We start from the raw sequence: 12671 nt of genomic DNA, 5'->3' as shown, positions 1-12671 counted from the left end.
GGCGCGGACTCCCTGCTCAGCCGATGCGGCCGGTGATGTAGCTTTCGGTGCGGGGATCTTCGGGATTGGTGAAGATCTGCCCGGTCTCGCCGAACTCGACAAGATGGCCCAGGTGAAAGAAGGCGGTGCGCTGGCTGACCCGCGCCGCCTGCTGCATGGAATGGGTCACGATCACCACCGAATAGCGTTCACGCAACTCGTCGATCAGCTCTTCCACCTGCGCGGTGGCAATCGGATCGAGCGCCGAGCACGGCTCGTCCATGAGCAGCACCTCGGGCTCGGTGGCCACCGCCCGGGCGATGCACAGCCGCTGCTGCTGGCCGCCCGACAGCCCGGTGCCGGGCGCATCCAGCCGGTCCTTGACCTCGTCCCACAGGGCGCCGCGGCGCAGGGCGCGTTCCACGATCTCGTCCAGCTCTGCCTTGCTGCCGGCCAGCCCGTGGATGCGCGGCCCGTAGGCCACGTTGTCATAGATCGACTTGGGAAAGGGGTTGGGCTTCTGGAACACCATGCCGACGCGGGCGCGCAGCTGCACAGGATCGACCCGCCGGTCGTAGATGTCCTCTCCATCCAGGCGGATGTCGCCCTCGACCCGGCAGATCGGGATGGTGTCGTTCATCCGGTTCAGGCAACGCAGGAAGGTGGACTTGCCGCAACCCGACGGGCCGATGAAGGCGGTCACTGTCTTGTCCTCGATATCCACGCTGACATCGTGAATGGCCTGCGCATCGCCATAGAAGACGTTGACGTTGCGGGCGGCGAACTTGATCTCGGCGGTGGTGGTCACCTGTCTCTCCACAAATCGCATGTCATTCATCGCGCCAACTCCCCGGTCGGCCCCTACCAGCGGCGCTCGAAACGGCGGCGCAACAGGATTGCAATAGCATTCATCGCCACCAGAAACAGCAGCAGAACCGCGATCGCCGCGCCGGTGCGGGCCTCGAAGGCGCGTTCGGGGAAATCCGACCAGCGATAGATCTGCACCGGCAGCACGGTGGCGCTGTCGGTGATCGAGCGCGGCACATCGACGATGAAGGCCACCATGCCGATCATGATCAGCGGCGCGGTCTCGCCCAGGGCGCGGGCCATGCCCAGGATGGCGCCGGTCAGCATCCCCGGCACCGCCAGCGGCAGCACATGGTGGAACACCGCCTGCTGGTGCGAAGCCCCCACCCCCAGCGCCGCCTCGCGGATCGAGGGCGGCACCGCGGCAATCGCCGCGCGCGAGGCGATGATGATCGTCGGCAGCGTCATCAGCGCCATCACGATCCCCCCCGCCAGCGGCGACGAGCGCGGCACGCCCATGAACCCGATCACCACCGCCAGCCCCAGCAGCCCGAAGATGATCGAGGGCACCGCCGCAAGGTTGTTGATGTTGACCTCGATGAAGGCGGTGATGCGGTTGCGGGGGGCGAATTCCTCGAGATAGATCGCCGCCAGCACCCCCACCGGGAAGGCCAGCAGGAAGGTCACCAGCATGGTCCAGAACGAGCCCACCGCCGCGCCGCGGATGCCCGCGAGCTCTGGCTCGCGCGAATCGGAGGCGGTGAAGAAGCGCCAGTTGAACACGCTTTTCACCGCCCCGCGCGCGGCCAGATCCTCGGTCAGCGCCACCGCGAGATCGGAAAACTTGCGCGCCGATTCGGGCAGGTCGGACAGGTAGAAGGACCATGCCGTCTCACCCTCGACCGGCGCGGTCAGGGGGGTGAGCGCCACCGCCTCGGCCCGGTCGGGGGCGATCTTCGTCAGCTTCAGCCAGCCGCCGGCCACATGGATCATCAGCGACCGGTCGCGGCGGGTCAGCTTTTCGGCGCCATCATTGGCGGCGCGCGCCTCCAGCTTCGCCGCCTCGGCCAGAAGCGCATCGCGCCGGGCCGCGCGGGCGTCGGCCTCGGCCAGCGCCTGCGCGCGGGCCTGATCGGTTTCGGCCTCTTCGGCGCGCTGGCGGAACACCGCCGCGCCGTTGTTCTGAAGCGCCGCCTTCACCCGCAAGAGCCGCGCGTCGTTGCGCAGACGGGCCCGGATCTGCTCCATCGCCGCGGCGAAATCGCGGGCGGTGCTGGTGATCTCGTAGACCCGGCCCTTCTTCGCGACGCTCAGCGCGCCCCTGGCGGGCATCGGGCTCAGCCGGCCGAATTCGCCCTTGAGGTAGAGGTCGGTCACGTCCGAGGCGAGAAAGTCGAAGGTAATCCTCTGGCCAAGTAGCGAGGGATCGGCCGCCACCTTCGCGGCCAGTTCGAAGGCGGCGCCGGACGAGACCAGCCCGTAGAGCTGCTTTTTGGCCTTGCGGCTTTTTACCTGCGGGAAGAGCTCGCGCAGCGCCTGCTTGGTGATGGCACCGAAATCGCCGCGAAGGATGACTTTCGGGTCGCCCGTGCCGTCGGGGTCGATCTTCGCCGCATCCAGCGTCACCGGCAGGGTGATGTAGGATTCGGTCAGCGCCTTGCCCGTCTGCACCACCACCGAGGACAGAAGCGCCAGCAGCGCCAGCGCCGAGACCACGATGGCCGCGATGCCATAGGCCTTCAGCCGCCACACCGCGCGGCGGCGCCTGCGCAGGCGCGGATTGGTCTTTTCCGCGTCGATCAGCCTGCCATGGGTGAAACCCGGGGTGGGACGGGCCCGATCCGCCATGTCCGCCATGTCTGCGCCCTCAGTCATAGATTTCGCGATAGCGGGCCACCATCTTCTGGGCCGCCACGTTCATCAGCAGGGTGATCACGAACAGCGTGAACCCCAGCGAAAAGGCCGGGCCGGCGGCAATGGTGGCCTCGGTATCGCCGGTGATCAGCATCACGATCTGCACCGTCACCGTCGTCACCGCCTCAAGCGGGTTGGCGGTCAGGTTCGCCCCCTGCCCGGCCGCCATGACCACGATCATGGTCTCGCCGACCGCCCGCGAAAACCCCAGCAGCCCGGCCGAGACGATCCCCGGCAGCGCCGCCGGCAGGACGACCTTGGTCACGGTTTCCGCCCTGGTGGCTCCCAGCGCATAGGATCCGTCGCGCAGCGCCTGCGGCACCGCGTTGATCACGTCGTCGGAGAGCGACGAGATGAAGGGAATGATCATCACCCCCATGACCAGCCCCGCCACCAACGCCGATTCCGAGGCAATGGACAACCCCAGCGCGCCCCCCCCATCGCGCAGCAGCGGCGCCACGGTGATGGCGGCGAAGAAGCCGTAGACCACCGTCGGAATGCCGGCCAGAAGCTCCAGCATCGGCTTGGCCACCGCCCGCACTCTGGGGCCGGCGAAATCGGAAAGGTAGATCGCGGCGAAAAGCCCGATCGGAACCGCCACCGCCATGGCGATGAAGGTCACCATCAGGGTGCCGGCGAACAGGGGAACCACCCCCACCTTGTCCGGGTCGATCCGGCCGGCGCTGATGCCCGAAAGGGGGCTCCAGGTGGTGCCGAACAGGAACTTGTCCACCCGCCAGCCGATATTGCCGAAAAAGCTGACGGTCTCGAAGATCAGCGACAGCACGATGCCGATGGTGGTCAGCACCGCCACCGCCGCGGTTACCGCCAGGATCGCCTTGATGATCGCCTCGGTCCGGTTTCGGGCCCGCCAGTCCAGCGCGATCCTGCGTTGCGACCAGCCGAAGGCCAGCGCCGTGACCCCCAGCACCACCGCCATCTGGACCCAGCCCCAGACCGTGACCAGCGAAGCATAGCGCGCCGCCACCTGCTGGCGCAACTCGTCGGTGGCCGACGCCACGCGCCCGGCGGCCAGGGCGCGGGCATCGGACAGGATCAGCTGGCGCTCGATGATCTCGGTCCCCGGAGCGGCCCGGGCGATCTGGTCCATCAGCGCCTGTTCCACATGCCAAGCCGAGACGCCTGCCACCAGGATCAGCGCCCCCCATCCCGACAGCAGCACCACCAGCAGGCTGAACGCCCCGTGATAGGCCGGCCGAGAATGCAGTGCCGAAGGCGTGGACCCGGCCAGCCGCACGGCCCGCTGCCGCCCCAGGACATAGGCCGCCAGCGCCGCCAGAAGAACCAGAACTGCCAGGATCATGCTCATGTTTCAGCCCCGTTTGCGCGCCGTGGGATGCAGCCCGGCGGCCGGCACCTCTGCCGGCCGCCTGTCTCTGCCGCCTCAGTGCAGCCCTTCGCCGGTCATCGGGATCAGCCCGGCCACCGCCTCGCGCATCGCGTCATGGCGCTCCTGCGGCAGCGGGATCAGCCCCTTGTCCACAAGATAGCCGTCCTCGCCAGTGGCCGCGTCCGAGAGGAACTCGGTGGCATATTCCCGGATCCCGGGCACCACCCCCACATGGGCGTTCTTGATGTAGAAGTAGAGCGAGCGCGACACCGGGTAGGAGCCGTCCGAGATGTTCTCGAAGGTGGGCTCCACATCGTCCACCCAGGCGCCCTTGATGGCGTCGGCATTCTGGTCGAGGAAGGAAAAGCCGAAGATGCCCAGCGCATTGGGATTGGCCTCCAGCTTGGAAACGATCAGGTTGTCGTTCTCGCCCGCCTCCACATAGGGGCCGTCATCGCGGATTTCCTTGCCTTCCTTCTTGCAGAAGGATTTTTCGTTGCCGGCCTCGCGGCAGCCCTCGATCATCACCAACTCTTCGAAGGCATCGCGGGTGCCCGAAGAGGGCGGCGGGCCGAGAACCTCGATCTTCGTGGCCGGCAGCGAAGGGTCCACCTCGTCCCAGGTCTTCGGACGGGGGCCGGCGGCGGCCAGCGCGGTCCACAGCTGCGCGCGGGTGAGAGAAAACTCGGGCGCGTCCATGGCATTGGCGATGACGATGCCGTCAAAGCCGATGACCACCTCGGTGATGTCGGTGACGCCGTTTTCCTGGCAGGTCCTGAATTCCTTGGCCTTCATCCGGCGCGAGGCATTGGCGATGTCGGGATGTTCCTGCCCGACACCGGCGCAGAACAGCTTGAGCCCGCCGCCCGAGCCGGTGGATTCCACCACCGGGGTCTTGAAATCGGTGGTCTTGCCGAACTGCTCGGCCACGGCGGTCGAGAACGGGAACACCGTGGATGAACCCACGATGCGGATCTGTTCGCGGGCAGCGGCGGCCGAGGCCGAAATGCCGGCGACGACCAGGGCGGAAGCGGCCATTTTCAGGAAAGACATGCGTGTCTCCGTGCGTTGGAAGTTGATACGATCATCCCCGTGACGATCTCGTGGCAGTGGCTACCGATTCCGGTCAAAGCTTTTGTGACGGTTACGTAACAGTTTCATGACAGATCGGGGATCGACCGCGCATTTCGCCGCAAGGCTGCCATTCGGAGACTGCATGGCGCCCGTGGCCGGGGCCGGTCCGCCGGTGCCGCGCCTGTGCGGCGCGCGCTCTCATCCGGGCCGGTTCGCGGGAAGACTCACGGTAAAGGTCGCGCCCTCGCCAGGGCGGCTGTCGATCTTCAGCCGCCCGCGGTGGCGGTTGATGATGTGCTTGACGATGGCCAGCCCCAGCCCGGTTCCACCCAGGGCGCGCGAACGATGCGCATCGGCGCGGTAGAACCGTTCGGTCAGGCGCGGCAGGTGGTGCGATTCGATCCCCGGCCCCCGATCCGCGACCGCCACCCTCACCGCCGGGCCGCGCAGCGCCGGGTCGTGATCGACGCGGGTCAGCGTCACCGTCACCCGGCCGCCCGAGCCGCCATACTTGATCGCATTCTCGACGAGGTTGACAAAGACCTGCCGCAACTGATCCGCGTCCCCCGGAACCTCGACCGCATCATCGGAACCGTCGGGGGTCTCCAGCGACAGCACGACACCGGCACCTTCGGCCACCGGCGCCAGCGTGCGCAGGGTGGAGTCGAGAATGCCGCGCAGCTCCACCCGCGCCTGCGGGCGCACGCGTTCTTCGCTTTCCACGCGGTTGAGCGACAACAGGTCCGATACCAGCCGGTTCATGCGCGCGGCCTCGGCCTCCATGATCGCCAGGAAGCGCTCGCGCGCCGCCGGGTCGTCGCGGGCCGGGCCGCGCAGGGTTTCGATGAAGCCCATGAGCGCCGTCAGCGGCGTGCGCAGCTCGTGGCTGACATTGGCGACGAAATCGCGGCGCATCTCGGTGGCCTGACGCATGTCGCTCACGTCGCGCAGGCACAGAAGCAGCCCGTCGCGCAGTGCCCCTTCGCTGTCCCCGCCGTCGGCCGGGGGGATGTCGCGGACGGGACGGCAGGTCACCTCATAGACGGTTTCTCCGGCCGGCGAATCGGCATGGTGACGGGCTGTGCGGGGGCGGCCGTCGCGCAGGCTGGCCTCGATCGCCGCGATCACCGGCGGCTGGCGCAGGAACAGCGAGACATGCCGCCCGGCCAGCCCCTCGCCCAGCAGCCGCTCGGCGGCGGCATTGGCGGCGAGGACGCGCTCGGCCCGGTCCACCAGCAGCGCCGGCATCGGCACCGCCTCGAGCATGTCGGCAATCAGCCGCCCCGGCACGACCTAACCCCCGGGCGACAGCCGAGCGGGCGCATCCTCGGCGTCATTCGACCTCTACCAGCCGGTCGCGGAACATGCGGGCATGTTCGCGGTAGTGCACGGCGCCGCGGGCGATACGGGCGGCATTGGCGTCGTCGATCTCGCGCACCACTTTGCCCGGCATCCCCATGACCAGCGCGTTGTCGGGGATCACCTTGCCCTCGGTCACCAGCGCGCCGGCGCCGATCAGGCAGTTGCGGCCGATGCGCGCCCCGTTCAGCACCACCGCCCCGATGCCCACCAGCACGTTGTCGGCCAGCGTGCAGCCATGCAGGATCGCCTTGTGGCCGATGGTGCACCCTTTCCCCACCACCACCGGAAAGCCCGGATCCACATGCATCACGCAGTTTTCCTGCACGTTGCTGCCCTCGCCGATGCGGATTTCCTCGTGATCGGCGCGGATGGTGGTGCCGAACCAGACGCTGGCCCCCTCTTCCACCACCACCCTGCCGATCAGGTTGGCATCGGGGGCGACCCACGCGTCGGGGTGGATCTGCGGCACATGGCCGTCAAGCGCATATATGGTCATGTCATCTCCTCGAATTCCCGGTGCAGCCGGCGCACATGCTCGGTCAGGCCGGGCTGCTGGATGCGGCGCAGGCGGGTGGCCTCGACAATGGTGATCAGGCGCCGCTCGGTCAGGTCGAGATCGTCGTTGATCAGCACGAAGTCGTACCCGTCCCAGTGGCTGATCTCGTCCCAGCTTTTCTGCATCCGCCGTGCGATCACCTCGGGGCTGTCCTGGCCGCGACTCTCCAGCCGGCGGCGCAGCTCGGCGATAGAGGGCGGCAGCAGGAAGATCGACAGCGTATGCAGCCCCAGCGACGAGTTGCGGATCTGCTGCGCCCCCTGCCAGTCGATGTCGAAGAGCACGTCCTTGCCGGCCTCGATGGCCTCCTGCACCGCCGCCCGGGGCGAGCCGTAGAAATGGCCGAACACATGGGCATGCTCCAGCATCTCGCCCGCCGCCACCGCACGCTTGAATTCCTCTTCCGAGAGGAAATGATAGTCCCTGCCGTCCACCTCTCCGGGGCGCGGCTTGCGGGTGGTGGCGCTGACCGAAAAGGCGATGGTGGGATCCCACGCCATCAACCGGCGCGACAGGGTCGATTTTCCCGCCCCCGAAGGTGAGGAAAGGATGATGAGCAGCCCGCGCCGATCCGGCATCGTCTTGTCCCCCGTTGCCAGTGTCATTCGATGTTCTGGACCTGCTCGCGCATCTGGTCGATCACCGCCTTCAGGTCCAGCCCCACCGCCGTCAGTTCGGAATTCTGCGACTTGGAGCACAGCGTGTTGGCCTCGCGGTTGAATTCCTGCATCAGGAAATCCAGCTTGCGCCCCACCGGCCCGCCCTTGTCCAGAAGCGCACGCGCCGCGGCCACATGGGCGCGCAGGCGGTCGAGCTCTTCGGTCACGTCGGACTTCACCGCGATCAGCGCCAGCTCCTGCGCCACCCGGTCGGGATCGGCGCCATCGGCATTCTCCATCACCCGCGCCAGATTGGTGCGCAGCGTTTCGGCCATCAGGCCCCGGCGCGCCTCGGCCAGTTCCGCCGCCTGCGCGACCAGCGACTCGACCATGGCCAGCTGATCGCCGAGAATCCGCGCCAGCGCCGCGCCCTCCTCTTCGCGCATGGTCACGAAGGCCCGCACCAGCGCCGGGAACTCGGCCTTCAGCTGCGCAATCAGCGGCGCGGTATCGTCATCGCCCGCGCCGGCCTCGAGCACGCCGCGAACCGACAGGATGTCGCTGGCCCGCGACGGCGCCAGCGCGATGCCGCGGGCCATCGCCTGCGCCTCGACCGCCGCCAGCGCGTCCAGCACCGAAGCCAGCGCCCCCGGGTTGAGGCTGAGCCCGGCAGCCTCGTCGGCGCGGGTCAGGCGCAGGGTCAGCGTGACGTTGCCGCGCGCCACCGACCGGGCAAGCTCTGCGCGCAGGGCCGCCTCCAGCCCCTCGAGCCAGTCCGGCACCCGCAGCCGCAGATCCAGCCCCTTGCCGTTGACGCTGCGCAACTCCCAGCTCCAGCCATGGGCCCCAAGCGCCCCCTTGGCCGAGGCAAACCCCGTCATAGATCTGATCATGCGCGCCGCTTTCCAATATCGCCCGTCGGTGTCGCGCAGCTAATGCCATCACGGGCCACAGGGCAACCCCGGAGCGCATCCCGACACCCCTTTGCCCTCCCGACCGGCGGGCACCGCCCCCCCCTTCCGGTTAACGATCCGTTGGGCGTTAACCAATGGTTAAGGAATTGCTCCAACAGTAGCCCGATCCGTGGCAGACTGGCTCCCGGCCCACGGTTCCGGCGCGTGGCGCCGGGACGGCACCGGAATGCAGGGGCGATTCGCGGGTGGACTGGATGAGTTTCGGGAAAGGAAATCCGGCAACGGGCGGAAAGGTCGTGATGATGGATCGCTTTCGCAGCGGACGCACCCTGTCGCCACTGAAACAGGCCGAGGCCTACTGGGCGGCACGGCGCGACGGCGACGCGGTTCCCCTGCGCGCGCGGATCGACCCGCGCGGGATCGAAAACATCCTGCACCACTGTTTCGTCCTGGAGCGGATCGCCCCTGCCCTGGCCCGGTTCCGGCTGGCCGGGCGGGATCTGAATGCCCTTGCCGGAACCGAACTGCGCGGCCTGCCGGCAGGCGCCCTGGTCACCGCGCCGGCCCGCCCGGTTCTGGGCCACCTGCTGAAGGGGATGTTCGACACCCCCGCCATCGTGGAACTTTCGCTGGCCGCGAAAGGGGTCGAGGCGCGCGCCATCCTCCTGCCACTGCGCGGGGATGACGGGCAGGTGAACCGGGCGCTGGGGGTTCTGCTCGCGGACGGACCAGGCCGGCCGCCGGTGCAACTCGACATCGTCGCCCACGACCTGCGGCCGATCGCGGCCGTGCCGCCGCCCCCCGCCGCCCCGGCCGAGCAGCGCCCGGTTCCCGGGCTGGCCGAATCCCCCGCCACGTTCCGCGGCGCCCCGCGGCTGCGCGTGGTCAAGTGATCGCCGCGACGCCACGGCGGGCTTGCCAGGCGGGACCGGCCACGACACACTCGCCGCCGGAAGCCGCCAGGAGAGGATACCATGGGCGCGATCGACGACGCATTTTCGGAACTGGAAACGAAGATCGGGACCGAGATCGGCGTCAGCCGCTGGATCACGGTCGATCAGGCGATGATCGACGCCTTTGCCGAAGTCACGCACGACGACCAGTGGATTCACGTCGATCCCGACCGGGCCCGGCGCGAGACGCCCTTCGGAGGCACCATCGCACACGGGTTCCTGACGCTGTCGCTGGCCAGCCGCTTTGCCCATGACTGCCTGCCCGAGCCTCCCGGAAAGAGGATGGGAATCAATTACGGCTTCGACAAGCTGCGCTTTCTCGCCCCCGTCCCGGCAGGGGCCCGGATCAGGGGGCGCTTCACTTTGTTGTCGATTCGGAAACGATCGGACACGCAGCTTTTGCGCACGGTCAGGTTGATCGTCGAAATCGAGGGGCAGGAGACGCCGGCGCTGGCGGCGGACTGGCTGGGGCTGATCGTCTTTGCCGAAAACGCCTGAAACGTCCCCCGGGCGGGTTTTCCTGTGGCGAAAACCGCACGCGCCCGCCGGAAGCCTGATGCATTTGCGCGGCAAGGCCCTGCTGACTCTGGACAGCGTCACCCCATGAAGGCTAATACGGCCCGGTATGGGGATATAAGATTCATGTTCAGCGTTCTGGTCCTCAACGGACCCAATCTCAATCTTCTGGGCACGCGTCAGCCAGAGGTTTACGGCGCGACGACGCTGGCCATGATCGAAGAGTCCTGCCGAATCCATGGCCGGGCCATCGGATTGGACGTGACCTGTGAACAATCCAATCACGAAGGCGCATTGATCGACCTGCTTCACGGGGCGCGGGGCCTCCATCACGGCGTGGTGCTCAATGCCGGAGCCTATACCCACAGCTCCATCGCCCTGATGGATGCGATTTCGTCGGTCGCGTTGCCGGTGGTGGAAGTGCACCTGTCCAACATTCACGCGCGCGAAACCTTCCGCCACAAGTCGTTCATCGCCCCGGTCGCGCTGGGGCAGATCTGCGGATTCGGCGCGCAAGGCTATATCCTAGCGCTGGACGCCCTCAAGGCACATCTGGAGAGCGGACAGGCCGAATGACGACCCTGGAATATCTTCACTTCCTGACCACTGCGAAGACGCTCGAAGAGCTGTGGGATGCGCATGTCAAGCAGATGGCGGGCTATGGATTCGACCGCCTGATCTATGGCTACACGATCTTCCGCACGGAGAACTCCCTCGGGCCGATGGACGACTTCCTGATCCTCTCCAACCACGCCAAGGAATACGTGGACGGCTTTCTCAACGGAGGCCGCTATTTCGACGCCCCGATGCTGCACTGGGCGCAGAACAATGTCGGAGCTGCGAGCTGGCGCATGAATCTCGATCGTCTGGCGGCCGGGAAAATGACCCCCGGAGAGCGCCGCGTCCACGACTTCAACCAGAGCATGGGCGTGATCGCCGGCTACACGATCAGCTTTCCCACCGCCAACAACCGGACCAAGGGGGCGATTTCGCTGTGCGGGCGCAAGGGCCTGACCCAGGACGACGTGGACGCGATCTGGGACGAACATGGCGACGAGATCCTGCTCATCAACAATGTCGCGCACCTGAAGATCCTCACGCTGCCGCAACCGGCCACCCGGCGCAGCCTGACCCGGCGCCAGCGCGAGGTGCTGGAATGGGTGGGCTACGGCAAGACCACCCAGGACATCGCCACCATCATGGGCCTGACGGTTGCCACGGTGGAAAAGCATCTGCGCCTTGCGCGCGAGGCGCTCGCGGTGGAAACCACCGCGCAGGCGGTGCTCAAGGCTGCCCTGCAGAACCAGGTCTACGTGCTCGATTCCTGAACTGACGCCGACCCGCGTCAGCTTCCGCAAGGTAAGGATTTCATGACTTTTCCCGGCACCGAAACTGTCGCAAATTGAAACCGTTCCGTGAGTGGTGGCTTTAGCCTGGAACAGCGGGAAATGACCCTTGTGATTGCAAGGCTCTCTGACCCGTCCGGCTCGGGCGTGCATTCCTCCGCGTTCGGGTCGGGAACAGTTTGAAGGGCCCCCGCCATCCCCATCGAACGGGGTCCTTGAAACGGAATGCGGAGCCGCACCTGGTGCGGCTCCGTTTTTTCGTTCGGCGGCATTTCCGTTTTCGGGCCTGACACCGCCATGGCGTGCCTGAAACGAAAGGCGGGGCCGCGTCAGCCGCGACCCCGCCTGGCAAATATCAGAACCGATCTGCCTCCGTCGTCAGCTGCCGGCCATCTTGGCCACTTCGGCGGCGAAATCGTCGCTCTTCTTCTCGATGCCCTCGCCGACCTCCAGCCGGACGAAGCCCTGGATCTCGGCGCCGGCCTGTTTCGCCGCCTCGCCCACGGTCAGGTCGGGATTGACCACGAACTGCTGGTTGACCAGCGTCACCTCGGCCATGAACTTCTTCATCCGGCCGGTAATCATCTTCTCGATCACCGCTTCGGGCTTGCCGCTTTCGCGGGCGATGTCCATCTGGACCTGACGCTCCTTCTCGACCACCGCCGGGTCGAGGTCGCCCTCGTCCAGCGCCGCAGGGTTGGCGGCGGCCACATGCATGGCGATCTGCTTGCCCAGCGCCTCGTCGCCGCCCTTGAGCGCCACCAGCACACCGATCTTGCCCATACCCGGCGCGGCGGCGTTGTGGACGTAGAAGACCACGTTGTCGCCCTCGATCTTCTGCATCCGGCGCAGGGTCATGTTCTCGCCGATCTTGGCGATCTTGTCGGTCAGCACCTCGGCCACGGTCTTGCCGTCCAGCGGCGCGGCCTTGAGCGCCTCCACGTCATCCACGCCGAGCGCCGCCTTCGCGATTCCGGCGACCATCTCCTGGAACTCGGTGTTCTTGGCCACGAAGTCGGTTTCCGAGTTGACCTCGACGGCCACCCCCTTGCCGCCCTCGACAACAACGCCGACCAGCCCTTCGGCGGCGGTGCGGCCCGACTTCTTGGCGGCCTTGGCCAGACCCTTGGTCCGCAGCCAGTCGATCGCGGCCTCCATGTCGCCGCCCGTTTCGGTCAGCGCCTTCTTGGCGTCCATCATGCCTGCGCCGGTCTTGTCGCGCAGGTCCTTCACCATTGCAGCAGTGATAGCCATGTCAGAAATCCTCACATCCGGGATGAAGCGGGACGAGGCTCTCCCC

12 protein-coding genes and 2 pseudogenes are annotated in these 12671 nt (G+C 67.2%); 4 read left to right on the top strand and 10 right to left on the bottom strand.

Going from position 1 to position 12671, the window contains the following annotated elements; translation table 11 throughout:
- Nucleotides 1-16 precede the first annotated feature (16 nt).
- The 9 genes and pseudogenes from pstB to ACZ5CM_RS06700 all read right to left on the bottom strand — a co-directional run bounded on the left by pstB (nucleotide 17) and on the right by ACZ5CM_RS06700 (nucleotide 8535).
- Nucleotides 17-817: a phosphate ABC transporter ATP-binding protein PstB gene (gene pstB / locus ACZ5CM_RS06740; protein ID WP_464642052.1), complete on the bottom strand. Its 801-nt coding sequence runs from the start codon at nucleotides 815-817 to the stop codon at nucleotides 17-19.
- A 23-nt stretch (nucleotides 818-840) separates the two neighbouring features.
- Nucleotides 841-1635, bottom strand: a pseudogene (gene pstA, locus ACZ5CM_RS06735) (phosphate ABC transporter permease PstA); the annotation flags it as partial.
- Between the two features lie 504 nt (nucleotides 1636-2139).
- A pseudogene (locus tag ACZ5CM_RS06730) lies at nucleotides 2140-2634 on the bottom strand (DUF3333 domain-containing protein); the annotation flags it as partial.
- 19 nt (nucleotides 2635-2653) lie between these two features.
- Entirely contained in the window at nucleotides 2654-4030 is a 1377-nt protein-coding gene (gene pstC, locus ACZ5CM_RS06725; RefSeq protein ID WP_464642050.1) for a phosphate ABC transporter permease subunit PstC, read from the bottom strand.
- A 75-nt stretch (nucleotides 4031-4105) separates the two neighbouring features.
- Nucleotides 4106-5104 carry a substrate-binding domain-containing protein gene (locus ACZ5CM_RS06720; protein WP_464642049.1) on the bottom strand — a complete coding sequence of 333 codons (999 nt, stop codon included), beginning with the start codon at nucleotides 5102-5104 and terminating at the stop codon, nucleotides 4106-4108.
- A 219-nt stretch (nucleotides 5105-5323) separates the two neighbouring features.
- Nucleotides 5324-6415 (bottom strand): ATP-binding protein, encoded by a 1092-nt coding sequence (locus ACZ5CM_RS06715; RefSeq protein WP_464642047.1) that lies wholly within the window; start codon nucleotides 6413-6415, stop codon nucleotides 5324-5326.
- A 43-nt stretch (nucleotides 6416-6458) separates the two neighbouring features.
- The gene (locus ACZ5CM_RS06710; protein ID WP_464642045.1) at nucleotides 6459-6983 is read right to left on the bottom strand and encodes a gamma carbonic anhydrase family protein; all 525 of its coding nucleotides are present in this window, start codon (nucleotides 6981-6983) and stop codon (nucleotides 6459-6461) included.
- Nucleotides 6980-7621 carry a guanylate kinase gene (gmk, locus tag ACZ5CM_RS06705; protein ID WP_464642525.1) on the bottom strand — a complete coding sequence of 214 codons (642 nt, stop codon included), beginning with the start codon at nucleotides 7619-7621 and terminating at the stop codon, nucleotides 6980-6982. Before gmk ends, ACZ5CM_RS06710 begins: the two co-directional genes overlap by 4 nt.
- Before the next feature lie 23 nt (nucleotides 7622-7644).
- Nucleotides 7645-8535: a YicC/YloC family endoribonuclease gene (locus ACZ5CM_RS06700; RefSeq protein WP_464642043.1), complete on the bottom strand. Its 891-nt coding sequence runs from the start codon at nucleotides 8533-8535 to the stop codon at nucleotides 7645-7647.
- 320 nt (nucleotides 8536-8855) lie between these two features.
- Between ACZ5CM_RS06700 and ACZ5CM_RS06695 the strand changes: the two genes are divergently transcribed.
- The 4 genes from ACZ5CM_RS06695 to ACZ5CM_RS06680 all read left to right on the top strand — a co-directional run bounded on the left by ACZ5CM_RS06695 (nucleotide 8856) and on the right by ACZ5CM_RS06680 (nucleotide 11353).
- Complete coding sequence (locus ACZ5CM_RS06695; protein ID WP_464642041.1) at nucleotides 8856-9449, top strand: PAS domain-containing protein; 594 nt, start codon at nucleotides 8856-8858, stop codon at nucleotides 9447-9449.
- An 81-nt stretch (nucleotides 9450-9530) separates the two neighbouring features.
- Nucleotides 9531-10007: a MaoC family dehydratase gene (locus ACZ5CM_RS06690; RefSeq protein ID WP_464642039.1), complete on the top strand. Its 477-nt coding sequence runs from the start codon at nucleotides 9531-9533 to the stop codon at nucleotides 10005-10007.
- Nucleotides 10008-10151: 144 nt separating this feature from the next.
- Nucleotides 10152-10601: a type II 3-dehydroquinate dehydratase gene (aroQ, locus tag ACZ5CM_RS06685; RefSeq protein WP_464642037.1), complete on the top strand. Its 450-nt coding sequence runs from the start codon at nucleotides 10152-10154 to the stop codon at nucleotides 10599-10601.
- Complete coding sequence (locus ACZ5CM_RS06680; RefSeq protein ID WP_464642036.1) at nucleotides 10598-11353, top strand: helix-turn-helix transcriptional regulator; 756 nt, start codon at nucleotides 10598-10600, stop codon at nucleotides 11351-11353. Before aroQ ends, ACZ5CM_RS06680 begins: the two co-directional genes overlap by 4 nt.
- A gap of 396 nt (nucleotides 11354-11749) precedes the next feature.
- Here ACZ5CM_RS06680 and tsf read toward each other — a convergent pair whose 3' ends face one another.
- Nucleotides 11750-12625, bottom strand: coding sequence for a translation elongation factor Ts (tsf, locus tag ACZ5CM_RS06675; RefSeq protein WP_464642035.1), 876 nt, complete (start codon nucleotides 12623-12625; stop codon nucleotides 11750-11752).
- Between the last annotated feature and the right edge of the window lie 46 nt (nucleotides 12626-12671).

The sequence above is a fragment of the Piezobacter thermophilus genome, assembly GCF_055386745.1.
Note: the sequence above shows the minus strand (reverse complement) of the source record. Positions and strands in the feature narration are given on the sequence as shown.